Below are 24,897 nucleotides of genomic sequence, written 5' to 3' on the forward strand. Positions count from 1 at the left end.
GGACCTCAGATGATGATTAGACATATACATGTAGATGAGTGTGATTCTACACAAGATATTCTCAAAGAACAATTGAGCACCCAGACACACTTCGCTCAGTTTTTGGTAAGTTGTGAGAATCAAGTCATGGGACGTGGAAGAGGTTCTAACGTTTGGAAGGCCATGCCCGGCACCGTGTGTTTTTCGACTAATCTCGCTGCTCATCCGACGTTGAGTTTCACAGCACTTGAACTATCAGTTTTAGTCGCCAGATTCTTTGAGGCCCGTGGCAGAAAACTTCTTCTGAAGTGGCCCAATGATCTTTGGGATGAATCAAGAAGAAAGTGTGTGGGTATTCTTGTTCAAGGGACTCAGAACGCACTTCTCGCTGGAATCGGTTTAAATCTTTTCTCTGATGATGAAAATTTCGGTGGGATTTTTGAAGAGGCCTTTGCTCTTGATAAGAAGCATGCGGCCCGAGAAATTTTCGATTTTATTAATTCACATCGCTACACCAACAAAGAAGATCTCATTCGGGATTGGGAAGCACGTTGCGGCCATATGAATGAAATGGTGACTGTCACTGAAGGCAGTGAAGTTCATCGTGGTTCGTTTGTTGGTATTGGTGAGTACGGTGAATGTCTTCTTAAAGACGGAGATAAGAGCTACCGTCTTTACAACGGTAGCCTACGACTTATTCGTTAATAATTTTATTCGAAATTTTTGAAAGTTCCTGGCGGATTAGATTTTCAGCAAGATCAGGAATGACTTCCCATGCCACTTTCTCAGTGTTCTTCTTGAACATCTCATCCATATATTCTTTCACGTATTCTTTAACATACTTCTTAACCAGATCTTCCATCTCTTGCTTCATTTGAGACATATCTACTTGAGGAGCAGCAGCTGGAGTTGCGAAAGATTCAGACTTAAAGAGATCGTTTGAATTTACCCAATCAATTGATTCTTTCTCATCAAGCGGCTTGAAAAGAGATTCATCAAAATCATTCCGGCTTGGTTGAAACGTATTTTTTGCTTCTTCAATTTTTTGGGAAACTTCACGCTTAAGATCTTCAAACTCGTCTGCTTGCCAAAGGTTCTCTTCAACTTCATCACGAATTTGCGCTTCAATGCTCTTAACATCTGATTCGTCAGGAACGTAGTTCCCTTCCAGTTCCATTTCAAATGGCTTGTTATTCAAAGTCTCAAGCGAAATAAGCTTAGATGCTGGCTTCGCCTCTGGAGCCGGAGTTGCAATCGGCTCAGGTTTAGCAAAGTCATTCATGTCTGGGTAGTCAAGATCCTCAGATTGAGGGAACTTGGCAGAATAGTCTGGTGCTGGTTCCGCTTTCTTCTCACGATGAGCATCCAAAGACTTCACTTCACCAATGATTGGTGGAAGATCGATGGTCTTCTCATGAGATTCTGTATCATTGATTACATTGGGAACACTCATGCCCCAATCTGACATTTCTTTGGCCAGCGGGTTTTGCATTTCCGGAAGTGTCGCTTCCATTTGAGGTGCTTCAACCGGAAGCTTCTGTTCAGTTGAATGGCTTACTGTCCACTGGTCTTCTGGGCTTTCTTCGATTACTGGTTTTGTTTCAACCTTGGCCTCCGGATACGGAAGCTCTTCATTGGCAAACGTCTCGATAAGTTGCTTACAAATAGCGATGAACTTATTTGAGTCGAATGGCTTCACGATTTTGTCAGAGGCGCCACACTTTTCCATGGCAGCATCATCAACAGTATCGAAAGTACCAAGAAGCAATAGAACTTTTGTTGAAGGAAGAAGAGATTTAATTTTTGTCGTTAGTTCGTAGCCAGTGAATTTTTCAGAGAGATTGAAATCTAGAAAAACGAGTTTAGGCTGAACGATGGAAAGCTGGTGAAATAATTCATCCTCATTTCCACAATCTGTAATGTCATAAGGTTGGTTGGCCAACGTGATCTTAATTACTTTTTGAATAGTAAGACTGTCGTCCGCCAAGAGTACTTTATGGTTCATCCCTGAATCTCTCCTCTATTGGTACCATAAAAATTATAGATGGTGAGATTCCAATCTGGGAACGAAAAAAAGCCTAAAATTCGAGAATCATTGCGGTTTGATTGTCAGTGTTCCCTCTAGAGTTGGATAGTTTTAGTAAACTATTCACTCTCTCATTTGCATCACTGGCGCTCTTGTTGAGGTGATAAAGAAGTTCTTCTTCAGAAAGCTGAGCATACACTCCGTCAGTCAGTAGGACCACTTTGTCCCCTTCAGCGAGGCGAATTTCCTTCATCTGATGTCCCAGTTCGGGATACATGCCGATGGCATTCATCGGAGTTGTTCTGAAACGAAGATCAAACTGATCCTGAGAGAGATATTGAAAAGTGTCCTCTACGATGATCTTTGAAAGCTTCCCCTTACGAAAGTGGTAAGCGCAACAGTTCCCGATTCCCACCAGAACCAAAAGACTTTCGGCCTTCACCGCCACAATCGCACTGGCACCAGCACGTTGGTTAACTGGTTTATCCAGGTTGCTCTTCAAAAGGTTTTGATGAGCATTCATGAGAGAATTTAAAATCGCGTTTCCTTCCAGAAGATTACGTGGATTGTAATACAACGGCATGGTGGCATTCGGATCATCAGAGATCTGAGTATAAAACGATTTGATTTCTTGTTTTAGTTTGTCCACAGCACGGTCGCCAATTCCCGATCCACCAAATCCATCCATCACGACATATAGATCGTTTTCGAAATCAAAATCGTAAGCGTCCTCATTAACTTGAAGATATGGACCTTGATGAGTTTGGGCGGCGTAAGCTTTAAGACGCATATTACTCCAGATAGTTCCGTAATTTCTCACTCGCTTTCTTATAGTACTCACTGTCTGTCGGAGAAATCTGCTGAACTTCCTGGAACTTCTCTTTGGCGTCACCAAATAGACTCAGGGATTCGGCAATAATCGCTTCTCGATAGATTTTCTTAGAGCGAGCATCAAGCTGACTGCGAATATCATCCACTTCATTCAGGGCCTCTGAATTTGTAGGTTCTACTTTTAAAATTTCTAAGAAGGCCTCATAGGCACTCTTTAAATCCTGTCCTTCCTTGAATGAACGGGCCTTACCAAGAAGTGGTCCAAGCTCTGATGCCAATTGGTTTTTGGCATCACTTAACATGTCACTGCCTTCCTTGATCAGATCTTCATCCACACCTTTGATACGGAGAAACTCTTCCAATTTAAGAATGGCGCGGTACCATTCTTTTTTAAGATAGAAGGTCTTCCCTGGCGCCAGTGAATCCACCATTTTTTTACGAGCGGCCTCTTTCGCTGCTAATTCCAGGGCCTTTCTTTCTTGCTCTTTCTGCCAAGACTCGAGTTCTAATTTCAATTGCTGAACTTCAATGTTCTCAGGATCTTTTTCCGTAATCTGCGAGAAATAACTTTCGGCCACAGTCACGTTTTTATCTTTCACTGCCTCACGAGCTTTCACCAAAAGTTCCTCGATGAGCTTTTTGGTCTTAATTCGTTCTTCTTCAGCTCGACGTTGGGCCTCGATTTCTTCCAGTCGCTTCAAACCAACCTTTGTTTGTTCAAAATAAGACTGAATCTTTTTATATTCGGGATCAATTTCAATCACGGTCTGGAATTCACGAAGGGCCTCAAAGTACTTACTTTGCTCAAAGAAAGTCACCCCCAACTCGTAGGCCACGTTTCTACGAGTCTCCAGGTCCTTCGAAAGAACCTTTTTAGGCTTGGCATTGGGATCAACCTTGGCCTCTTTCGCCTTAGGTTTTTTCTGTTGAGTATTCTCTTCCGGAGTTTCATCAAGCCATAAGAGCAATCCAAGAAACGCGACCACACCAATAATGGCGCGGAATCTGAGTTTTGGATCCTTCATGATTCGCTTAATGATGCTCTTCTCAACCGGAGCGCCTTCACTAAAATTTAGATCGGCGTCTTCAGCAGATACGACTTCTTCAATCTCTTCTTCGGTCTCGATGAACTGGCCGGTTTCAACTGGCATCAAACGATCAGACTCGGTATCTAAAAGATCAGAGCGGACTTCCAGAGAAAAGCTTGTGCCACCGATAACGAATTCGTCTCCGGTCGCCACATGGGCCTTATTGATTCTTTCACCATTAAGGATCGTTCCGTTAGAAGAGTTTAAATCTTCCAAGGTCACATCATTGCCGTTCTTTCTAACCACGGCGTGAACAGAAGAAACCTCAGGGTCATTTAAAACAATCTGACATTTCTTATTATCGCGACCAATGAAAATTTCATCTTGATCGAGTTGAAAGCGGTCATAAGGAGCGTGCTCTCCGAAGAGAACGAGCTGATAGTTTACGAAGGCCTTAAAGACTCTTGTGGTTTCATGCTCTTCATTAACTACGGGTTCCATTCCAAAGGAATCTTCCCCTTCAACCGGAGCAAAATCAGAGGATTCAACCGGGGCATTGAAGTCTTCCGTTGAACCATTGTCGTCACTAAAATTAAGTCCGTCAGAACTCTCCTGACTTACTTCTTCAGTAGATTCATCCGGTGATTCAACACTCTCGGCCGATTCATCAAATGAACCAATGCCTGTACCTAGGTCCTCTTCCGGAAGCGAAGTCAGTCCTTCCTCTTCCACGGGTTCAGGTTTCGGTGCTGGCCTTGATTGAGGCATGATCATGGTATGAGTCTGCTCTTGAACCGGAGGTGCATAATTCACCATCGTTTCCGGAGGAGGACCTGATCCACGAAGAGTTGTAAGTTCAGCTACGATGATCGAGTACATTCCGCACTTCACTTCATCGCCATTATTGATGACATTTTTTGTGACCAATGATCCATTCAGAATCACGGCCCCTAATTGCGTGAGTTTTTCACAGACCCAGTTCTGGCCTTCGTTCTTTAAAACAAAATGGTGCCTCGAGATCAGAGGATCATCAATTTGCACGTGACAGTCTTCGGACCGCCCGACGTAAATTTCGTACATCTCAGATGAATCTGAAGTATCTACCGATACTTCACTGAGCGGTACGTTGTTTTTTAAGACAATAAGTTTCACCCTTAACCAGTCCTAGTATTTCCTCAATATCATTAATCTTCTCTACGGCATTTTTATGTCTTGGATCATCAGGCACAGTATATAAAAGTCTGATAATCGAACAGTACGATACAATGGCCCCCTGATATTTCAGGGATTCCTGATCTCGCTGAGCTTTCGCTGTAAACCCTTCAATCTCGCGGTCGAGTTCTTCCTTCGTCTTACGAAGATAGTATTCGGCCTGAGAATCCCCAGGAGCAATGATCAGGGCCAGGTTAAATTCGTGAATGGCGCGGAAGTAATTCTTCTCACGAAGTTCACGAAGACCTCGCTGATAAATGGCGTTCATCTTCTCTTTAACTTGCTTATCTTCCTTGACCCTTTTTTGATCAAGGTGGCGTTGATATTCGTTATCAACATTCACGTAATTACTTTTCCCAGGATTTCTTTGTGTCGTCGGTTTATCAGATTCATCAAAAAGAAAAATCATGGCAAAAACCGAGGCCAGAATCATGACCGGAACCATGGTTTTTTTCTTGGCGTCTTCAGCGGTCTCTTTGATTACCTTGTTCTTACTGGCAACCTCGACCTTGGCAAACTTAAATACCGTCTGACCAATGATTAATTTGTCAGATTCATTGATCTGCTGCTGAGTAATTTTATGCTCATTGATCATCACTCCGTTCTGAGAACCCAAGTCAGTCACGACCCAATTCTCTCCAACCTTAGTGATCTCCGCGTGCTCACGGCTCGCTTTAGTATCGTTGAGTTTAATGTCGACTCTATCACCACGACCAATGACGACACGATTCCCGAGAAGAACATACGACTCTCCCTTGTTGCCTCCAGTGAGGCAAACCAAGCGGTAGTAAACACCCGCTTCTTTAGGAGACTCAAAATGTTTTAGGACCAGGACGTTCTTGGCCATTAATCATTTCTCACAAACGTAATATAAAAACCTTTCGCAAACTTATCCTTACCAATCAGGGCCGTGACATTGATGTACATGTCCTTACCGCCGATCTCATAAGACTCTTTCTGATTACAACCTTCGTTGTTCGCCGACTGATCACATAGATCAATCACCGTCGCTGCAAAACCCTGATCTCTTGCCGTGTCCAGAATACTCTGACCGGCAGAAGCGTTTTCACGAATACCAATCAGGTCTTCCGCTTCAGGGTTGATATGCTGAATGACCTTCTCAGAGTTCAAGATCATTACCGGACCTTGGGCCCCCGCCATAAATTCTTTAAGGGACCTAAGATAAGGTCCATCTTCTTCCATGGACTGGGTCTCACCCGAGTCCGTGTTCTGAAGTTCCTTAATTCGCATGAGGATACTATTGATCGAGTTTCTCAGCGGATGGATCTCTCTGAATAATGCTTTTGATTCCAGTTCTTTTTGGCGACCACGAAGAACTCGTTCAATCTGCAGTCTCATTTCATCCAAAGGACGAATGGTCATGTAATAAAGCATTCCGAAGAAGAAGATCGCCACCATCGCCGAGGTGATGAGAGACTCTAAGTAAGCTTTTGAGTTATTCGAAGCTTCTCTTGCAAGAGACGTTGGTGAGAAACGAATGGTAATGATCGCCACCACCACATCTCGACCAAGATTTCGATCATGGGCCTTAATAGCACGAGCAATACCAATGGTATTACTACCCAGATCCTGAATGACTTCGCGGTCCTGGTTTTTCTCGTTACTATAAAAATTCTTCGCTTCTACTGAGAAAGGATCATTTACAAAGGTATTGAGCTCGGAAACCGGACGATAGACACGGCCTTCAAGGTCAAAAAGTCTGTAACTTTGAACACCCTCGGCGTCCGCCCCTTCCAAGAATCCGGTATAAACCTGATCCAGGTTTTTATCACGGATATAAACGTTATTGAGTCGATCCACTTCGGCGGCATACTGTTTACCACGAAGAGCGATCTCTTTAATCAGAAGAATCTTACTATCACGAAGTACCGGAAGAATCGTTAGCGAGATATTAATCGCAATGAAAACGAACAACAAAATACCAACCAGTGCCGCCCACTCGTACTGCTCGTTAAAGCTGTAGATTACTGGCATCACTTTGTATTTGAAGAACCAAATCGGCTTGGCGATTAAGCTCTGAGGCATTGGTTCAATTTGATTCAGATCATCGTAGGCATCATCATCAGATTCACCGGCCTTAAGCACTTTCTTCTTAATGATGATTTTCTTCTCGAGAACATAAACCACTTGCAGGATCAGATTTGGAAGGGCGATCTTGTCACCGTCTTTAATGGTTATCCTTTTAATAATCTTACCATTAACGAGGGTACCGTTTGAGCTTCCCATGTCTTCCGCGAAGGCCGTTTCACCATTTACTGTGATACGTAGGTGCTTCTTCGAAATACCTTCAACACTAACGACATGATCACTTTCGGCCGAACGACCGATTGTGTTTTCGCCATCATTTAAAATGTATTCTTTACCACGGAGTTTTCCTCCTACCACAACCAGCTTAAACATCTTTCACCTCCAGAATGTCTCCCTCTTTGAGGTCGAGTGGCAGTTTGCCGGCCGGAAGTTCAAGCACTTTGTGCGAGTAAAAATAGATCCAGGTCATTCTCCATGGTTTTAAATCACGGATGATTTTCACAATTTTATTTCCCTTACCAATAAACACGATATCCAATGAATAGCGCATAAAGAACGTGTGAATCGAATTGCACGGATCAATCAGAAGTCCGTCCGCCCCTTTCAGTTCTTTCTTAAACATAAGTCCAATCAAACGACTGGAAAAATCATCGGCCACCAAAATATTGGGGGACAAAGTTTTGTTGTTATAGTTGATCTGCACCTTCATAGTTTCCCCGCCATCATCTTCAGGGCCATCGGTGCAAAAATCGCGACCAGCACTGCTGGAAGAATAAAGAAAATCATCGGAATAAGAATCTTAGTGGCGGCAGTAGCACCCAGCTGTTCCGCGCGAGAAGAACGCTTCACGCGAAGTTCGGCCGAAAGCTGCTTTAAGAGAGGACCAATTGAAGCACCCACAGAGTCCGCCGCAATAAGCGTGGCACAGAATGAGTTGATTTCAATAATGTTCACACGCCAGGCGAGTTGTCTTAGACCTTCCGCACGGCTTGAACCGATCTTTGTTTCTTTAATCAGAGTTTCAAACTCTTCCACCAATGGACTATTTGGGGCCTTCTCAATCACTCGTTGAATAGCGGCCATGAAATCCAGACCAGCTTCCACAGATAGTGCCAGCATATCCACAATAAAAGGCATCGCCCTTAATGTTTCATCCCCACGTTTTTTAATTAATCCACTTAACCACAAATCAGGATAGAAATAACCCACGATGGCCATGGCAGGTGTGATTGATAGCGGCCATGTTTCAGACATGATCCAGCGAATGGCGAGAAACGCAAATGGTCCACCCAGAATCATAAAGAACTTCAGAGCAACAAACTCTTCCGGCGTCATGTCTTTCACAAGACCAGCATTGGCGAGCTTCTGTCGCCACTTGGTTCGAATGGTTTGTTTGTTCTTCGCCCCTTGAACCATCGGAACAAAATATCTTTTATAGAAAGGCTTCGTGATCTTGATGAAGAAGATTTCGTTTTTAACCTTTCCGCTGTTCTCGGCGTCTTCAAGAGCTTCTTGAGTTTTAAACTTGTCTTGATCTTCCATGAAAACACGAACAATCAAGAAGATCGCGATGAAGACTAGAACAAGTGGAGCGAAGAACAAGAGATAATTCTCTTCTTTTGCTTTACCTTCAATATGTTTTCTAAAGAAGGCAATTTCAGTTCCCTGAGTTAAGAACAACTGACACTGACCTTTAGCGTTCTTCTCCATTCCCAGAGCAGAAAGTCCCTCTCGATCAAGGAAGATTCGGTCTTTTAACCAGTTACTCTTATCAGCACGAATTGAAATGGAAGAGTTAGGAATGAAAACTCGTTCACCAGTAAATGTCACTGCATCAAGATAAAGAGTACACTCTCGTTTTGAATCAACAGTGGTCGCAATGACTCTTAGTTTTCCTAAATCTCCACCGGGAGTTTTGTAGAAAAAAATATTTCCGTTGAGTTCAGTTGATAGCGTGATGTTCTTAGTGGCGAATGGTTTATTTAACGAAGCAATACAACTCGCTGAAATTTGCGAGTACTCATTTGGGCAATTAGCTTGCGACCAAGCATTTAAGCTCAGCAACAAGAACACTAATAAAGAAATAACGGTAGAAATCCGCATACTTTAAGAGTAACAACAAAACCCTAACTGTTGATAATTTCTAGAATTGGGAAAATTTGTCCTGCTATATCAGACTTTCGTTGTCTGAGATGCCTGATACTGAGCCAGGAGCTTTTTCGCCTCAGGTGAGTTGAACTCATCCGCAATTTTTGGAATATAGATCGGCTGATAATTAGCAAGGTTCTCTTTCTTACAACGTTCAACCCGCCCAAGTTTCTCAAGCATTGATTCTTTGGTGAGGTTACGTTTCTTAACTGCCTCACGAATCGCTTTAAGCGCCTTGTCCGCGTCTTCCATGAATCGGTAAAGAAGCATGTCAGTGCCGGCCTTCATCGCCATCACGGCCGCTTCTTCGATACTAAATCGATCAGCTATTGCTTTCATTTCCATGTCATCAGTAATCACGATTTTGGTGAACTTGGTTTCCTGACGAAGGAAATCGTAAGCGCGAGGACTAAGGCTGGTTGGAAGCTTATCATCGATAGCGTCCACCATAAGGTGGGCCATCATCATAAATTCTACACGTGACTTAGAGGCCTTAATGAAAGGAATCATTTCACGCGACTTGAGTTCCGCCAGAGTGGTTTTAACTAATGGCAGTTCAAAATGGGAGTCCTGAGTTGTTCCGCCGTGACCTGGGAAGTGTTTAGCACATGAAAGAAGACCACTGGTCTGAAGTCCACGAATGGCAGCACTAATATATTTTTCTACGGTCTCAGCATCCGTGCCGTAAGCTCGGTCACCGATCGCCTTATTGTCCGGATTCGTAAGAATGTCACAAACCGGAGAGAAACTAAGATTGATTCCACAAGCAGCAAGTTCTTTGGCGATTACCTGATGGGCCTCGAAAACAAGCTTCGGAGAATCAAGCTTTGCCAGATCCAGCATCGCTGGAAGTTGGGTGAAGTGCTTTTTGAAGCGAACGACTCTTCCACCTTCCTGATCTACAGAGATAAAAAGTGGATATTCATCACGAAGCTTTTGAATATTATTCACCAGCTCCGCCAGCTGGGCAGGATCTTCAAAGTTATGAGAGAAAAGAATGATACCGCCCAATTTTTCGTTCTTAATGAACTCAACTTCTTCTGGAAGAAGACTTGTTCCTTTAATGCCCGAAATAATCAGCTGGCCGTAAGTATCCAAATTAAACCTCACATCTCTTCAGCGGAATTGGTGTCATCACCTGGAACTGCCATGGTTATACCTTGGGCGATCCAGGCCATCTTCACCAGATCCAGGGACTTCGTAAATTGATACAGAATGATCTGTCCCTCTACTTCAACAATATATCGGAAGTTATTTTTTATTTCTCCATCAAATTTTAAGGTTGCAGGTGCAAATAGGTTTTTCCCCACATGACTGAGTTGATCCTGCAGGTATGGATAGTTGTCCCAGATCACAAAAAACTCGAGTTTCTTCTTTTTTGTATCGTAAGCATTCTGGAGAAGCGAATTTCGATAAAGACACTCTGGTATTTGGTTATAAAAACAAAAGAACTTCCCCTTCGGAAAAGGAATTTCCTGAGTTCCTCGCCAGCGACTCTCCGGACTGTCTAAAGTCACTCGCATAGATTTGGTCTTGGGATTGATCCTCATCGACGAAGAATACTTCTTCCCTTCCAGCCAGACCGAAAATTCAGAGGCCTCTGGTCTTAGGGTAATCAAGCGGGACTTATTAGAACGAATGGAACCGAGCTTAGAAACCGTGATGCTTTTTTCGAGGGTCTTGTTATCACTTCCAGAACTTAACAAAACGTTTCGGCTCACCAGTCTCTGCTTAACCATTTTAAATTCGCGGGCGATACGATACGTACCCGCCACATCGGTATAAGAATAAGTGGTTTTTCCTTCTGTTTGAGAAGGACTGATTCCTCGTGAGGAACAACCCGCAGCTAGTAGCAGAACTAATAAAATTTTCACTTTATGAAATTCTCGAAATCTTTATTGAAATCATTCTCTCTTAGGAGACGATTAATTTTCTTTCCGATTTGATCATCAATAAGAGTGGGAAGATTGTTGAAATGAAGTCCCACTTTGTACTTCTTAATGTTTTTGTCGTTAGAAATATAGTCCACGACATAAACAACTTTCACTTCAGGAATCTGAATCACTTCATCCGTAAATCTGATGTCCACATTTTCAAAGATCATGTCTTTTTCAAAATGCTTACTCTCTAGCTCACCAACATGAATGGCCATACCAGTAGTAGATAGATCCTGGACTCTGATCTTTAATTTTTCGCCTGGTGAAGTATTTTCTTTTTCATCACCAACAATTTGCAGGAAGTTTTTGAAAAGACCGGTCTGACTAGAGCGGGATTTCATGTCCACCACTTTACCGCCCACATAGGCCTCACCCAAATTGAAATCAACGTAGACCTCATAAATCGGGAAAGTCAGAAGACGATAACTCGAACGACGCTCAGACTTATAAAGAATGTTCTTCACCTGAAGCACGTTATAACCGCTGATACTCACCTGAAAGATGGTCTCAGAAAAGAAATTCATTCCACGTAGTTCAAAACTACACAGAACAGTTTCTCCGGCCTTAAAAATTGTGTCTTTGGAATCTAGAACGATTTCTTCGCGATCTTTATCGAACTTAAGAACTTGGTAGGTGTGCTTTTCTTTTTTACCTTTCAACCAAACAATGACAGTTCCTCTCGAAGAGCCTAGCAGGGAGAGCCTGCTAAGCTTTTCGGTAGGATCTTGTTTGCTAAAAAAGGTTTGAGACATTAGCTAAGAGTTGTCACCTGACGAAGAAGCGTCAGAGACTCAAGCGCCATTCCGCAACCGCGAACAACGCAAGTAAGAGGATCTTCTGCAAGAGATACTGGTAGACCAGTTTTTTCTTTAATCAGAATGTCCAGGTTAGCTAGAAGTGAACCACCACCAGCAAGGATAATACCGTTATCAACGATATCAGCGGCCAGTTCAGGTGGAGTTTTCTCAAGAGAGATTTTAATTGCTTCAACAACTTCTGAAATAGGATCCGCTAGTGCTTCACGAATTTCATCTGAAGTTACTTCGATTGTCTTAGGCGCACCTGCGATCAAGTCACGACCTTTAACTTCGTAAGTCTTAACTTCATCGTCGAACGGATAAGCGTTACCGATCGACATCTTAATCATCTCAGCAGTTCTTTCACCGATAAGAAGTGAATATTTTTTCTTAATGTATGAAACGATGGCCTCATCGAATTTATCACCAGCAACGCGTACTGATTTCGAGTAAACGATACCACCGAGAGAGATAACTGCGACTTCAGTTGTACCACCACCGATATCAACGATCATGTTACCTGATGGATCAGTGATTGGAAGACCAGCACCGATCGCAGCTGCCATTGGTTCTTCGATCAGATAAACTTCACGAGCACCAGCTTGTTCAGCAGATTCTTTCACAGCTCTTTTTTCAACTTGTGTAATTCCGAAAGGAATACAAATGATGATTCTTGGCTTAATTAGTTTTGATCCATTCAATGATTTCTGAATGAAATATTTCAACATTGCCTGAGTAACTTCGAAATCTGCAATCACCCCGTCTTTCATAGGACGAATTGCTTTAATAGATCCTGGTGTACGTCCAAGCATTTCTTTTGCTTCTTTACCTACAGCAAGAACTTTCTGTTCGCCACGGAAACCCTGGTGAACGGCCACAACTGATGGCTCGTTAACGATGATTCCACGATCTTTGGCATAAACTAGTGTGTTGGCGGTACCAAGGTCGATCGCCAAGTCATTCGAAAACCAATCAAGCATTTTTTTAAACATAAATATCCCTTTAACTCTGAATCACTTTCAAACTCAACAACAGCTCAAGACCTGCATCCAGCAAGAAACTTAATAACCACGAGCGAGAGGCAGTATCAGTAAAATTTATCATTTAGCCCTGTTCTGGACAAGAATATAAACAGGGATTCTTTTTCCTGAGTAAAAGCATCGGCTATGTAAGGCTTTTCACCCGACCCATCAAAACGGTAGAATGGTCGTTTTAAAGGACTGATCATGAGCGATGAAAAGAATAAGTTCCCTTCCAGTTTTGTGTCTTCTCAATTCGTAAAATACATCGATGCGAAGGAGATCAAAGGTATTGTTGAGACCCTGGGTAATACCCTTTCTCAGAAGTATCAGGGTCAGGATCTAGTTCTGATCGGAGTACTTAAGGGCAGTATGGTTTTCATGGCCGATTTGATCAGAGAGATCAAAGGGGTCAAGGTTTACGTGGATTTTGTGAAGCTCCAAGCAGTGGGCCGCAGCAAAGAAAACCATGGCACGATCACCATCAGCAAAGATATCACCACAAATCTGATGGACCGCAACGTAGTTATCGTGGAGGAGATCGTAGATACCGGCCGTGCGTTAAGTTTCCTCAAAAAGCGCATTATGCTGAGCTCACCCCGTTCACTTGAAGTAATCACACTTTTCGATAAGCCTTATAAGCGCACTGTGAACATCCAGCCGGACCTGACTGGGAAGAAAATCGAAGATCAGTTTATCGTGGGCTACGGACTTGATCTGGAAGATTACGGACGAAATTTCGAGCAGCTTTATTATCTAAAATATCCAAACTAAGACATAAAAAAACCCCGGGAAACCGGGGTTTTTTGTTTCTGATTTATTGAAGTTTTTCTGATCCAAAGAGCTTCACAATCTCGCCTCTTGTGATGGTCATCGCATTCATGCGTTTAACCCAGATGCCGTCTTTGAATTCCCACTCTGTCGTTAGACCTTTGAGTTTTCCATGAGACTTTAATTTTGCGTCGAAGTCATCGCGGCTTGAAACCTCGCCTGTCGCAGTCAGAGTGTCAGCACCGAGTTTCATGGCATCAAGAGAAATGATCTCGATTAGGCCCGCAGGTTTTCCATAGATTTCCTGGAACTTCGTTAACATTTCCTGGTTGATGTCTTGCGGATCATCACCCACGAAGTAAAGTGTTCCAAGGTTCTTCTGTTCCTTCACCATCGACTTAGATACCCAGCTTGGCCCACCAATGACCTTGATGCGATTAGCATCATAGTAGCCAAGAGTTGGGATGAGTTGAGTTGCTTCATGAGGATAAGTCGCCAGGAAGACCCAGTCAAAATCCAGCACCGGCGGAAGCGTTTGAACACGACGGATAGACGACTTCTCGAGCGAATAAACGTCATCCATAATTTTTAGTTCTTCTGAACGCTCACGAGGATACTTTAGACCCAAATATAATTGAGCGGTATCACGGTAATCGTGAGTATTTTTCGGGAAGCTCGCCACACTCGTAACACTTAGGTTTTTCTGAGTGGCCTTTCTCCAGATCTCATCAACGTAGGCCTTACCACCTTCGTTGTCCGGGAAGATGACCCCGATACGAGTTCCGAATTTATTGATCATGTCTTCAGAAAGAAGTGTTTCAACTTGAGACTCAATTGAACCTTGTACTTCAATTAGGTGGTGGTTTTTCTCTTCTTTTGGAAGGTTGATCTGAGAAAGAGAAATATAAAGGACGCCATACTTACGGGCCTCTAAATATTCCGCTTTGGCAGACTCAGGGAATAGACCACCGATAATGAAAGAAACTTTTTTCTCACGAATAAGTTCCAGCACTGCCTGCGCACCTTGGGCCGGAGAATCAACTGAATCCTTGGTGTGGATCTTAACGTTCTCATTCATGCCAAGAACTTTTAGACCCGTATCAATACCACTTAAGGCCTTCTCACCAAACTGCGCCTTCTCCCCTGTTAAAGGAAGAACCAGACCGATATCGGAGATGCTGATGCGAGAAGAATTGGCAAAACGAAGTTCAAAATCTTTTACGAAAGTCTGAACTTCAGCATTGTCACCAAACTCAGAGCTAAGCCAGGCCGTCACATCTTGAGCACCTGATTTATCGCCACCAAGGTAGCGCTCGTCTGCTTCAATCATAGCAAGCTGGGCAACTGCCAGATTCTTGCTGTCGTTGAATTCTTCCAGCATTTCAATCTTCTGACCTTGGCTCATTTTATTAAATGAGGCCTTCATTGGTTCATAAAGATTATTGCTTTGGATTTCACCAAAAGTTTTAACGTCACTCATGAGAGTCAGTGATGAAGAAACGATTAGTGGATGATTTTCAACCTTGTTTCCGTAAGCAAGAGCAAGCTGAGCATACTTCTTCTTTTCCGCATCAGTCAGGACCTTACGATCGATCTTATTCAGACGATCATTGAGCTCATTGAACTGATTAAGTTTGAAGTGGCCGCTCGCCATATTAAGTTGGACTTGGCTGTAAAGCTGAGTGTCTCTAGGAGCGTACTTTTCAGAAACTTCGAAATTTAAAAGGGCCTTATCAACTTCTCCCATATTGAAGAGAGTCACACCTTTCAAATTATACTTAAGCGCCTTCTCTACTGGAGAAAGACCATTATCGTGAAGTTCAGAAAGTTTTGAGATCGCTAGCTTAGGTTGATTGGCCTTGATGAGATCCCGAGCTTCATTAAGTTTCTGCTTCGAGATGGCCGAGATCTGCGATTCATCAATAGTTTTAGTTTTTTTAATTTGCGTACAGGCCGCAAGAGTGAGGAGGAGCATCAGAATGATACGCACTAATATTCCTTTGAAGAAGTCGTGTGAAGATTTTAACCCCAGATCGGAATATTGTCACAGAAAACACAAAGGGGCCCGAAGGCCCCTTTTGCTTGGAAGATTTATTGGAAGAGTTCGCGCACTCGATCAAAGAATCCCTTCGACATAGGATTCGAAGAGTTTTGCTCTAGCTCAGAGAGTCGGGCAAAAAGTTCCCGCTGCTCTTTAGTGAGCTTGGTTGGAGTTTCAACATGGATGGTAATGATCTGATCACCAAAACCATAGCCGCCTAGTTTAGTAATACCTTTGTTACGAAGCTTCATCTTCTGGCCCGCTTGAGTGCCTTCAGGAATCTTCATTGATACACGTCCACCAAGAGTCGGAACTTCGATCTCAGTTCCCATTGCCGCTTGTGAGAAGCTAATTGGAACTTCGCAAATAACGTCATACTCATCACGCTTAAAGAACTCATGCTCCTGAATGTGAATAAGCACAAACAAGTCACCAGCTGGACCGCCGTTAAGACCAGAATCACCCTGGCCTGAAAGCTTCAGACGTTGACCTTCATCGATCCCCGCTGGAACTTTAACGCTTAGTTTTTCTTTCTTCTTATTTTTGCCGCGACCGTGACAAGTTTCACAAACTTCTTTGATCATCTGGCCAGTACCATGACACTTAGGACATGGCTGAGCGATGGTAAAGAAACCTTGCTGACGTCTTACTTCTCCGTGCCCTTGACACATATCACATGTCACAGGACCTGAGCCTTTCTTAGCACCAGAACCGTGACAAGTTTCACATGCCACTGAACGCATGATTTGAATTTCTTTTTCAACCCCAAATGCCGCTTCTTCGAATGTCACAGTGATTTCAGTTTGAAGATCATCACCCGCTTGAGCGCGAGAACGACGAGCTCCACCTCTACTACCACGACCACGCTGACCACCCAGGATATCACCGAAGATATCTCCGAAGATGTCACCAAGGTCACCGAAGTCACCTGAGAAACCTCCGCCCTGGAATCCGCCGCCGCCCATGCCACCTTGTTCAGCTGCATGTCCCATGCGATCGTACATAGAGCGTTTTTGATCATCCATCAGGATGTCGGCCGCATGTGAAGCTTCTTTGAATTTCGCTTCAGCTTCAGCGTTTCCGGGATTTTTATCCGGATGGTATTGCATCGCCAGTTTGCGATACGCTTTTTTGATTTCATCTTTCGAAGCGCCCTTCGCTACTCCAAGCACTTCGTAATAATCACGTTTACCACTCATATCTATTTGCCATCCATCATGCAAGAAGGCCCCTTATTGCTAAGGGGCCGTCTTTGAAAAGCTTATTCAGCCATTAAACTTCTTTGTAATCCGCATCTACCACGTCGTCGCCATCATCCTTCTTCTTCGATTGCGACTCGTTCGATCCTTGTGCCCCACCGGCATTTTGACCGGCACCGGTATCGGCACCAGGTTGTCCTTGATACATGAACTGGGCAAGGCTGTGAGCGACGTTTTGTAGTCTTTCAGTCGCTGCTTTAATTTCGTCCAAAGACTCTGAAGTGAGTTTTGTTTTTGCTTCACTGATTGCTCCTTCAATCTCAGCTTTTTTATCAGCTGGTACTTTATCTCCAGCGTCCTTGATACCTTTCTCAGACGCGAAAACGAGACTGTCGAGGTTGTTTCTAGCGTCAACAACTTCACGACGTTTTTTATCTGCATCACGGTTCTTCTCAGCATCCTGAACCATACGCTTAATTTCTTCCTCAGAAAGACCTGAGTTAGAAGTAATCACGATGTTAGTCGCTTTACCTGTCGCTTTATCAAGAGCAGACACGTGAACGATACCGTTAGCATCAATATCAAAAGTCACTTCAATTTGAGGAACACCACGTGGAGCTGGTGCAATACCTGCAAGATCAAAACGACCTAGAGTTTTGTTATCAGCTGAGAACTCACGTTCACCTTGTTGTACGTGAATTGATACAGCTGGTTGGTTATCAACCGCAGTTGAGAACGTTTGAGATTTCTTCGTAGGGATCGTTGTGTTCTTCTCGATGATTTTTGTGAATACGCCACCAAGAGTTTCGATACCTAGAGAAAGCGGAGTTACGTCTAGTAGAAGAACGTCTTTAACGTCACCACCAAGAACACCACCTTGAATTGCAGCACCAGCAGCAACCACTTCATCCGGGTTTACACCTTTAGAAGGCTCTTTTCCGAAGATCTCTTTTACTTTCGCTTGAACGATCGGCATACGAGTCGCACCACCAACAAGGATCACCTCTTGGATCTCATTTAGAGAAAGACCAGAGTCTTTGATCGCTGTTTTACAAGGAGCAACTAGCTTATCGATAAGGTCGCCAATTAGAGACTCAAACTTCGCTCTTGAAAGGTTTAGGTTCAAGTGTTTAGGACCTGTCGCATCCATAGTGATGAATGGAAGGTTGATATCAGTTTGAGTAACTGAAGAAAGCTCGTGTTTAGCTTTCTCTGCAGCTTCTTTAAGACGCTGAAGGGCCATTTTATCGTTCTTAAGATCGATCGAAGTTTCTTTCTTAAACTCTTCTGCTAACCAGTTAATGATACGGTAGTCGAAGTCTTCACCACCAAGGAACGTGTCCCCGTTAGTTGATTTAACTTCAAATACACCGTCAGAAGTGATTTCAAGAATCGAAACGTCGAATGTACCACCACCAAGGTCGAATACAGCGATGTTCTTATCTTTCTTAGAATCTAGACCGTAAGCAAGAGCAGCTGCAGTTGGCTCGTTGATGATACGTTTAACGTCTAGACCAGCGATACGACCAGCATCTTTCGTTGCTTGTCTTTGAGCATCGTTAAAGTAAGCAGGAACTGTAATTACAGCCTCAGTTACTGGTTGACCAAGATAGTCTTCAGCGGCTTTTTTCATCTTCTCAAGAACCTTCGCAGAGATCTCTTGAGGAGAATATTCTTTACCGTCAACTTTTACCCAAGCGTCGCCATTCTTGTTAGCGAACATATCGAAAGGGGCCACTTTGTGAAAGTGAGTTACTTCAGCGTCAGTAAACTTACGACCGATAAGACGCTTAATACCGAATAGAGTTTTAGTTGGGTTCGTTACGGCCTGGCGTTTTGCAACCTGACCAACAAGAACTTCACCATTGTTAGCGAAACCAATGATTGAAGGAGTTGTATTGTGTCCTTCAGCATTTGGAATAATTTTGTATGTACCGTTTTCCATAACGGCCACACACGAGTTTGTTGTACCTAAGTCAATTCCGATAATTTTTCCCATATAATTCTCCTTATTTTTTACTTTTTAATTACTGTTTATCGCTTGAAACAACCACTTTCGCCGGACGTACTAGACGACCATTGAGTGAATAACCTTTCTGAAATTCTTTAATCACTTCATTCGGTTTTTTGCCTTCAGCGTATTCCTGCGCCAGGGCCTCGTGGAAGTTAGGATCAAAGTCTTTGCCCACTGATTCCACTGGAGTCAGACCATGTTTCGAAAGCGTTTCAATGAACTGCTTTCTCACCATATCCAGACCAGTCACCATGTTCTTGATTTTCTGATCTTCATCCGGACGAAGCATATCAATCATACGGTCGAAGTTATCGATGACCTGAATGAGGTCAGACATCACTCGCTCGTTACCATACTTAAGAAGGTTTTCTTTTTCGCGCTCCATGCGCTTACGATAATTTTCCATTTCGGCCGCTACGTAGTAGTACTTGGCCTTGAAATCAATTTCTTCTTTTTTAGGTTCTACAGTAGCTTCAGCAGTTGTTGCTTCAGCGGCCGTTTCCGTTTTGTTTTCTTCTTTGTTGTTTTCATTAGGTTCCATGCACACTCTCACAGTTCAATGTTTGTTAATCCCAAGATGGGTTCGAATGGATGAGTGTCAATGTTAGGACAGAAAAAAAAAGTGATTTTATTGCACTAAATCATGAGCAACAATATTAGCTACTTACGTTGCGCTTCCCAGCGAAAGAGATCATCCATCAAGGAATCCAACATCAAAAAGCCCAAAGAGGTTAATTTCACTCTCTCATTTTGCGCTTCTGCATAGCCCTGCTGGGTCCAGCTTTTCATGAGGCATTCACTCCCTTTTGGCGGAATCCAACCTTCGGAAGTGCGAAGAGAGAGATAAGTTTGCTCGAGTGAAAGTTCTTTATCAGATAAATGCTCTACTTCTACTTCGGCCTCAGAGACCTTCCATTTGTAACGAAGGGCCTCGTTTTTATTTAATTGAAAATAACCCGTTCCAGTTGGACCCAATGCTGCCACAGATTCAGCTCGCCAATATTTCTGATTATGGCGGGCCTCAAAACCTGGTAGAGCAAAGTTAGAAACTTCGTAGTGATGAAAGCCATGCTTCTTTAAATAATCACTCACAAAAAGGTATTCATCACGGATGAATTCATCATCCGGCATGTCCTGAATATGAGGGTACTTTGAGCGAGCATTCAGAATATAAAGACTAATGTGTTTCGGAGAATATTTTAAAAGAAGATCGAGCTCTTTTTTAATGTCTCGTTTCTTCTCACGTGAGAACGGAATCCCCAGAAGAAAATCTAAGGAATAGTTCCAGTTTTCTTTCTGCAATACCTCGAGAAAATGCAGACTATCATCCAGTGAATGCACGCGGTCCATGATCTTTAAAAAATCAGGATCAAGTGTTTGAGTACCGATCGAAATACGGTTAAGACCAATTTTCTTCCAGGCATCCAGCATCGTTGGGGACCAGGTTCCTGGATCAATCTCCATGGTGAACTCAGCGTCCTTAGAGACTCCGATTGGTTCTAAGATCTTTTGAAAGAAAGAAGCACCTTTTTCACCCCAGAGAGATGGCGTTCCACCACCGAGATAAACAGTATCTAATACGCCCCATTCAAAGTTATGTGCTTTCATCAAATCTTCGTGACGTTTGACTGAAGCAGATAAAAACTGATGAAAATCCTCAAACTGATTCTGAGATGAATCAAGCTTACGCTTATAAAAATCGCAGTAATTGCACAGGTGCTTACAAAACGGAACGTGCAAATAAAGACTGGACACCTGAGTCATTGAGTAGAAAGTCCTTCTAAAAATTTATCTCTGAAGGGATAATAGAACAGCTGTCACGGGATGGCCTGTGCAAATTATTGAGTAAGGAAGCTATGAAAATTGATCAAGTTCAGTTGGACAACGAATTAAATACACTATTCATCCACTCTCCCGGTTGTAGTGCAGGGACAGTGCAGATGTGGTTTCGCGCGGGAAGCGCGCTTGAGAAGCATGATAACCAAGGTATCGCTCACTTCCTAGAACACATGTTCTTTAAAGGAACTCCAAAACGTCCGGGCCCGCAACTGGCCCACGATATCGAATCTTATGGTGGTGAAGTAAATGCTTTCACATCATTCGATTACACTTGTTACTACATCAACACTCCAAGCCTGTTCATGGACAAGTCAGTAGATATCCTGCTTGATATGGTGGCCAATCCACTATTTGGTCAGGAAGACATTCCTTCTGAAAGACAAGTAGTGTTCGAAGAGTATCGTCGTGCCATGGATAATCCTTCTCAGTACAATTTCATCCAGCTTCAGAAGGCTTCATTTGAAAATGGTTACGCTCACCCGATCCTGGGTCGCGAAGATACCATCCTAAACTTCTCGCAAGAACAGGTGAAATCTTTCCGTGAGCAGTTCTATAACTTAGAGAACGCTCTATTGGTTGTGGCGGGTGATTTAAAAGATCGCGCTGAACTTGAAAAGAAGATCCGTTCATTCCGTCTGCCTCATGGTCAGAAGTCTGAATTCGGTCCATTCACGATTAAAGAAAAAGAATCGGTAAACGTTCATGATAAAGACATTCGTCAGGCGACTCTGACTCTTTGTCTTCAATCTCCTAACTATAATCATGAGAAGGCAGCGGCAGAAGATCTGGCGATCAACTGTCTCGCCCATGGTGAAACATCTCGCTTCTACCAGGCCCTCGTTGCGAAGACTTCTCTTTGTAACGGTATTGCTGGATCAACGATGTACTTTGCCAACGGTGGCGTGCACATGATTAAGATGAGCTTCCCGGTTGAGAACCTATCTAAGGTCTCAAAACTTTTCATGAGCACTCTTAATGATGTTCTCGTGAATGGCTTCACACCGGAAGAAATCACAAAGATTAAAAATCAATACATCTCTTCAAAGATCTATGAGCGTGAGTCGATTGAGTCTTATGCGTTCAGCTTAGGTCACGGCTTTGCCCAATCTGGAAATATCTTCTGTGAAGATGAGTTCATTGAAAAAATCCGTGCCGCTTCGACTGATGAAGTTTGGAGTGGAATCGAGAAAGTTGTTCGTCAAACCTCTCACTTTACTCTGCAAGTTCCGAAGGGAACGAAGATGGAGCCACTTGAGAAAGAACTTAAGAAGTGGCAGGGCGAACTTAAAAAGGCCGCAACTAAAACCAAATCTAAGTTCAGTAAAATTAAACAACTTACTTCTACTCATGACAGTGCAGTTAAAGTGGTTGAGCTCAAGCCGGGTATCAAACTGATTTATCGTCAGAACAAGCTTACTCCAACGTTTGTGATGCATGCATATATGAAAGGTGGTCAATCGGTTGAGACCGCTAAGAATGCTGGTATTCATCATCTGAGTAGCCGTCTCCTGACTTATGGCTACAAGGGCATGGGTTACGAGAAACTTAAAAACGAACTTGAATCTCTTTCTTCTTCACTAAATGGTTTCTCGGGCAAGAATGCTTACGGAATGACTCTTCATGGTCAGACCAAAGACTTTGAAAGACTTTCTCACCACTTCTTCGGTACTCTCTTAACACCAGAAATCCCTAAGAAGTTTTTTGATCACGAGAAGAAAGTGATTCTTCGCGCGCTTGATAACCAGAAAGAAGATGCCATGAAGCAAGCTTTCAAGGCCTTCTATAAAATGGTCTTCAATCAGCACGCTTACTCACTTGATCTCGCTGGTACTCCGGAAACTATCAAGACTTTTAGTCCAATGGGTCTTCAAAAAGTACACGCGGGTCTACTTAAGAACTCTGAACTTATCTTCACTTATTGTGGTGACTTAGATTTCTCGGTGGTTCATCACCACTTTATGGAAGCGACAAAGAATCTTAAACCGCGCACTCCAGGTAAAAAGACACTTAAAAAGGCCAAAGGTCTCGTTGGTAAAACGGCGAACCTTGAATTCAAACGTGAGCAAACTCAAATTGTGATTGGTGCACCTGCTTATCCAATTGGTAACAAAGAAGATCTATACTTAAAGATGATCACGGCTCACCTTTCTGGTCAGAGTTCTGAGCTATTCGTTGATGTACGTGACCGTAAGGGACTTTGTTATTCAGTTTCACCAATTCACGTTTCGGCACTTGAAGCTGGCTGTTGGGGAATTTATATTGGCTCAGGCCACGATAAAACTGAGGCGGCGATCGAGGCGATCCTAGGTATTCTTAACAACCTTCGCGATCATGGAATTAAGCGTGAAGAATTTGAACGTATTAAAACCATGATCGATGGTCAAAACCTTCTTGGTATTCAAACTAATGAAGACTATGCCCAGTTCTACTCAATTCCTGTTCTTCACGGTCTAGGTCTTGATTTCCCTCACAAGAACAATGATCAAATCCGTAGTGCTAAATACGAAGACTTCCAGGCGTTCCTGAAGAAGTTCTTCTCGAAGAAATGGAATATTGTTCAGGCCGGACGTAACGACTAAGAAACTTTCTGGGTAAGTGGAGGTAAAACTCCGCTTACCATCATTTCCTTCTCACTTAACTTTTCACTTCTTAAAAGCTTTTGAAAAATAAGATTGTTGTCAGTACCATGACGATCTTTGGTTGCAAGAATTGTCATTAATGTTGTGAGTGACTCAAAACAAGTGGCAACCATTGCGTAAAAACTTGGGATATCCAAAAAGTTTGGGGACACATTGTTTAAATGTGAATAGGCCGTCTTTCCAATTTGAGCGTAGTACTGAGTATCGACCAGCTTTTTATTCACTGATTCTGAAAAGTATCCACAAACTAAGAGCGACATGTCTCCCACTTCTTTGTAGATACGTTTTTGTTCTTCACGACCTACTTGAGTCGCTTCCAGAAGTTTCATGCCCAAGATTTTCTCACGCACTTTTCCTTCATTGGTTTCAAAGAAGTTTTGCGAGAGCGCGAATTTATCCAGGACATCAGAAGAATAAAAGATAACTGATTCAGGGACAGGACAAAGTGACTTTTTGTTCAACTCTGTGAGACCCTCGAAAAAGAATCCCTTAAGATTGGTTGATAGAATAATCTTTTTTGCATTAGCGTCTTGATGCATCAGATTCCCCCGTACTCCATTTTAGCATACCCCACAAACCCGACTCAAATGTCCCCGGAATATTTTGCCTCGAGCACTTAAACCGTGGAATAATGAGGGGATGAAACGTTTGAAGTTAGTCTTCGCCATTGTGATTTTGTTATTCGCCCTACCTATTTGGCGTTTCATCGATTTTGCGGTGATCTTCTCACCTTTTGAATTCATCTCCAGCGTCGCCCTCTTCATCTGGTTTGGGCTGTTTGTCGCTATACCAGTGAAACTTGTGCGTCCGCAAATTAAGACTATCTATATTGTGCTGGGAATCTTTCTCTTTGGTGCACTTAGCTTTTGGGTGAATCCCCTCTCGAATCAGGCGACCCTAGATCCGAAATTAAATCACTGCGGACGGCTGACTTATACGAGTACCTTCTATCCAGTGAGAAATATCCTTACTGAGGCTCACCTGGATGATCTCGAAGTTCGCAATCAAATGTGTTGGGTGAGAAAGATGGTCTCACGTGTGCCCCAGAAGTTTGATTCCGCCGATGAGCTTGCGGCCTACAATAATTTACTAACGGATAAGCTCATGAAGCCGGAATATAAATTCCGCGCGACTCTTCCGATGATTGCCATGCTACATCTGCAAATCAACATGAGTAGCCACATGGAATTGGGACCTAAGTATCTCTATGACCAGGTTCACTTCTGGCTTAATCACTACACGGTGGAAATCAGTCAAAGGCAATACTCTGCCTTGAGCTGGCCTTTTTCTAAGTACATTCAATTTGAATATGGTTTGATTGAAAGAAATTGGGAAGGCCTGGTCGATGCCATTCAAATCTCGGAGTAG

The 24,897-nt window shown here is 43.1% G+C and carries 21 protein-coding genes; 4 read left to right on the forward strand and 17 right to left on the reverse strand.

Features of this window, described 5'->3' with window-relative positions; genetic code table 11:
• The first annotated feature begins 9 nt into the window (after nucleotides 1-9).
• Complete coding sequence (locus tag SOO65_RS00340; RefSeq protein ID WP_321395319.1) at nucleotides 10-684, forward strand: biotin--[acetyl-CoA-carboxylase] ligase; 675 nt, start codon at nucleotides 10-12, stop codon at nucleotides 682-684.
• On the opposite strand, the gene SOO65_RS00345 is transcribed toward SOO65_RS00340, so the two are convergent.
• From SOO65_RS00345 to SOO65_RS00395, 11 genes are all read right to left on the reverse strand, one after another.
• The gene (locus tag SOO65_RS00345; RefSeq protein WP_321395321.1) at nucleotides 674-1,984 is read right to left on the reverse strand and encodes a response regulator; all 1,311 of its coding nucleotides are present in this window, start codon (nucleotides 1,982-1,984) and stop codon (nucleotides 674-676) included. The two genes, SOO65_RS00340 and SOO65_RS00345, sit on opposite strands and share 11 nt — an antisense overlap.
• Before the next feature lie 73 nt (nucleotides 1,985-2,057).
• A complete protein-coding gene (locus tag SOO65_RS00350) occupies nucleotides 2,058-2,795 on the reverse strand; it encodes a PP2C family protein-serine/threonine phosphatase (RefSeq protein ID WP_321395323.1) in 738 nt (245 codons plus the stop codon).
• 1 nt (nucleotide 2,796) lies between these two features.
• Nucleotides 2,797-5,016: an FHA domain-containing protein gene (locus SOO65_RS00355; RefSeq protein ID WP_321395325.1), complete on the reverse strand. Its 2,220-nt coding sequence runs from the start codon at nucleotides 5,014-5,016 to the stop codon at nucleotides 2,797-2,799.
• On the reverse strand, nucleotides 4,976-5,923 hold the full coding sequence (locus SOO65_RS00360) for an FHA domain-containing protein (protein WP_321395327.1): 948 nt from the start codon (nucleotides 5,921-5,923) through the stop codon (nucleotides 4,976-4,978). Before SOO65_RS00360 ends, SOO65_RS00355 begins: the two co-directional genes overlap by 41 nt.
• Nucleotides 5,923-7,497, reverse strand: a complete 1,575-nt coding sequence (locus SOO65_RS00365; RefSeq protein WP_321395329.1) for an FHA domain-containing protein — start codon at nucleotides 7,495-7,497, stop codon at nucleotides 5,923-5,925. The genes SOO65_RS00360 and SOO65_RS00365 overlap by 1 nt, the downstream gene beginning before the upstream one ends.
• Entirely contained in the window at nucleotides 7,490-7,834 is a 345-nt protein-coding gene (locus tag SOO65_RS00370) for a DUF192 domain-containing protein (RefSeq protein WP_321395331.1), read from the reverse strand. Before SOO65_RS00370 ends, SOO65_RS00365 begins: the two co-directional genes overlap by 8 nt.
• A complete protein-coding gene (locus tag SOO65_RS00375; RefSeq protein ID WP_321395333.1) occupies nucleotides 7,831-9,228 on the reverse strand; it encodes a type II secretion system F family protein in 1,398 nt (465 codons plus the stop codon). Before SOO65_RS00375 ends, SOO65_RS00370 begins: the two co-directional genes overlap by 4 nt.
• Before the next feature lie 69 nt (nucleotides 9,229-9,297).
• Nucleotides 9,298-10,383 carry a beta-N-acetylhexosaminidase gene (gene nagZ, locus SOO65_RS00380; RefSeq protein WP_321395335.1) on the reverse strand — a complete coding sequence of 362 codons (1,086 nt, stop codon included), beginning with the start codon at nucleotides 10,381-10,383 and terminating at the stop codon, nucleotides 9,298-9,300.
• Entirely contained in the window at nucleotides 10,380-11,147 is a 768-nt protein-coding gene (locus SOO65_RS00385; protein ID WP_321395337.1) for a hypothetical protein, read from the reverse strand. Before SOO65_RS00385 ends, nagZ begins: the two co-directional genes overlap by 4 nt.
• The gene (locus tag SOO65_RS00390; protein WP_321395340.1) at nucleotides 11,144-11,962 is read right to left on the reverse strand and encodes a PilZ domain-containing protein; all 819 of its coding nucleotides are present in this window, start codon (nucleotides 11,960-11,962) and stop codon (nucleotides 11,144-11,146) included. The genes SOO65_RS00385 and SOO65_RS00390 overlap by 4 nt, the downstream gene beginning before the upstream one ends.
• Nucleotides 11,962-12,987 (reverse strand): rod shape-determining protein, encoded by a 1,026-nt coding sequence (locus SOO65_RS00395; RefSeq protein WP_321400164.1) that lies wholly within the window; start codon nucleotides 12,985-12,987, stop codon nucleotides 11,962-11,964. Before SOO65_RS00395 ends, SOO65_RS00390 begins: the two co-directional genes overlap by 1 nt.
• A gap of 246 nt (nucleotides 12,988-13,233) precedes the next feature.
• Between SOO65_RS00395 and hpt the strand changes: the two genes are divergently transcribed.
• Nucleotides 13,234-13,800 carry a hypoxanthine phosphoribosyltransferase gene (hpt, locus tag SOO65_RS00400; protein WP_321395342.1) on the forward strand — a complete coding sequence of 189 codons (567 nt, stop codon included), beginning with the start codon at nucleotides 13,234-13,236 and terminating at the stop codon, nucleotides 13,798-13,800.
• Between the two features lie 43 nt (nucleotides 13,801-13,843).
• On the opposite strand, the gene SOO65_RS00405 is transcribed toward hpt, so the two are convergent.
• The 5 genes from SOO65_RS00405 to SOO65_RS00425 form a co-directional block, all read right to left on the reverse strand.
• Nucleotides 13,844-15,787 (reverse strand): ABC transporter substrate-binding protein, encoded by a 1,944-nt coding sequence (locus tag SOO65_RS00405; protein ID WP_321395344.1) that lies wholly within the window; start codon nucleotides 15,785-15,787, stop codon nucleotides 13,844-13,846.
• Between the two features lie 101 nt (nucleotides 15,788-15,888).
• Nucleotides 15,889-17,037: a molecular chaperone DnaJ gene (gene dnaJ / locus SOO65_RS00410; protein WP_321395346.1), complete on the reverse strand. Its 1,149-nt coding sequence runs from the start codon at nucleotides 17,035-17,037 to the stop codon at nucleotides 15,889-15,891.
• Between the two features lie 73 nt (nucleotides 17,038-17,110).
• Nucleotides 17,111-19,036 (reverse strand): molecular chaperone DnaK, encoded by a 1,926-nt coding sequence (gene dnaK / locus SOO65_RS00415; protein WP_321395348.1) that lies wholly within the window; start codon nucleotides 19,034-19,036, stop codon nucleotides 17,111-17,113.
• A 28-nt stretch (nucleotides 19,037-19,064) separates the two neighbouring features.
• On the reverse strand, nucleotides 19,065-19,592 hold the full coding sequence (gene grpE / locus SOO65_RS00420; RefSeq protein ID WP_321395351.1) for a nucleotide exchange factor GrpE: 528 nt from the start codon (nucleotides 19,590-19,592) through the stop codon (nucleotides 19,065-19,067).
• 119 nt (nucleotides 19,593-19,711) lie between these two features.
• Nucleotides 19,712-20,791, reverse strand: coding sequence for a coproporphyrinogen-III oxidase family protein (locus tag SOO65_RS00425; protein WP_321395353.1), 1,080 nt, complete (start codon nucleotides 20,789-20,791; stop codon nucleotides 19,712-19,714).
• A gap of 116 nt (nucleotides 20,792-20,907) precedes the next feature.
• Here SOO65_RS00425 and SOO65_RS00430 point away from each other — a divergent pair, with 116 nt between their 5' ends.
• The gene (locus SOO65_RS00430) at nucleotides 20,908-23,469 is read left to right on the forward strand and encodes a M16 family metallopeptidase (RefSeq protein ID WP_321395356.1); all 2,562 of its coding nucleotides are present in this window, start codon (nucleotides 20,908-20,910) and stop codon (nucleotides 23,467-23,469) included.
• On the opposite strand, the gene SOO65_RS00435 is transcribed toward SOO65_RS00430, so the two are convergent.
• Nucleotides 23,466-24,068 (reverse strand): hypothetical protein, encoded by a 603-nt coding sequence (locus tag SOO65_RS00435; protein ID WP_321395358.1) that lies wholly within the window; start codon nucleotides 24,066-24,068, stop codon nucleotides 23,466-23,468. The two genes, SOO65_RS00430 and SOO65_RS00435, sit on opposite strands and share 4 nt — an antisense overlap.
• A 100-nt stretch (nucleotides 24,069-24,168) precedes the next feature.
• On the opposite strand from SOO65_RS00435, the gene SOO65_RS00440 reads away from it, so the two are divergent.
• Nucleotides 24,169-24,897 carry a hypothetical protein gene (locus SOO65_RS00440; protein WP_321395360.1) on the forward strand — a complete coding sequence of 243 codons (729 nt, stop codon included), beginning with the start codon at nucleotides 24,169-24,171 and terminating at the stop codon, nucleotides 24,895-24,897.

The organism is Peredibacter starrii, from assembly GCF_034259205.1.
GTDB classification, from domain to species: Bacteria; Bdellovibrionota; Bacteriovoracia; order Bacteriovoracales; family Bacteriovoracaceae; genus Peredibacter; species Peredibacter starrii.

Coding starts and splice junctions, on each gene's coding strand:
- dnaJ (WP_321395346.1), bottom strand. CDS start 17,037: ATGAGTGGTAAACGTGATTATTACGAAGTGCTTGGAGTAGCGAAGGGC.
- SOO65_RS00365 (WP_321395329.1), bottom strand. CDS start 7,497: ATGTTTAAGCTGGTTGTGGTAGGAGGAAAACTCCGTGGTAAAGAATAC.
- SOO65_RS00345 (WP_321395321.1), bottom strand. CDS start 1,984: ATGAACCATAAAGTACTCTTGGCGGACGACAGTCTTACTATTCAAAAA.
- dnaK (WP_321395348.1), bottom strand. CDS start 19,036: ATGGGAAAAATTATCGGAATTGACTTAGGTACAACAAACTCGTGTGTG.
- SOO65_RS00435 (WP_321395358.1), bottom strand. CDS start 24,068: ATGCATCAAGACGCTAATGCAAAAAAGATTATTCTATCAACCAATCTT.
- SOO65_RS00375 (WP_321395333.1), bottom strand. CDS start 9,228: ATGCGGATTTCTACCGTTATTTCTTTATTAGTGTTCTTGTTGCTGAGC.
- hpt (WP_321395342.1), top strand. CDS start 13,234: ATGAGCGATGAAAAGAATAAGTTCCCTTCCAGTTTTGTGTCTTCTCAA.
- SOO65_RS00430 (WP_321395356.1), top strand. CDS start 20,908: ATGAAAATTGATCAAGTTCAGTTGGACAACGAATTAAATACACTATTC.
- SOO65_RS00440 (WP_321395360.1), top strand. CDS start 24,169: ATGAAACGTTTGAAGTTAGTCTTCGCCATTGTGATTTTGTTATTCGCC.
- SOO65_RS00370 (WP_321395331.1), bottom strand. CDS start 7,834: ATGAAGGTGCAGATCAACTATAACAACAAAACTTTGTCCCCCAATATT.
- grpE (WP_321395351.1), bottom strand. CDS start 19,592: ATGGAACCTAATGAAAACAACAAAGAAGAAAACAAAACGGAAACGGCC.
- SOO65_RS00395 (WP_321400164.1), bottom strand. CDS start 12,987: ATGCTTGATTGGTTTTCGAATGACTTGGCGATCGACCTTGGTACCGCC.
- SOO65_RS00350 (WP_321395323.1), bottom strand. CDS start 2,795: ATGCGTCTTAAAGCTTACGCCGCCCAAACTCATCAAGGTCCATATCTT.
- SOO65_RS00360 (WP_321395327.1), bottom strand. CDS start 5,923: ATGGCCAAGAACGTCCTGGTCCTAAAACATTTTGAGTCTCCTAAAGAA.
- SOO65_RS00340 (WP_321395319.1), top strand. CDS start 10: ATGATGATTAGACATATACATGTAGATGAGTGTGATTCTACACAAGAT.
- SOO65_RS00390 (WP_321395340.1), bottom strand. CDS start 11,962: ATGTCTCAAACCTTTTTTAGCAAACAAGATCCTACCGAAAAGCTTAGC.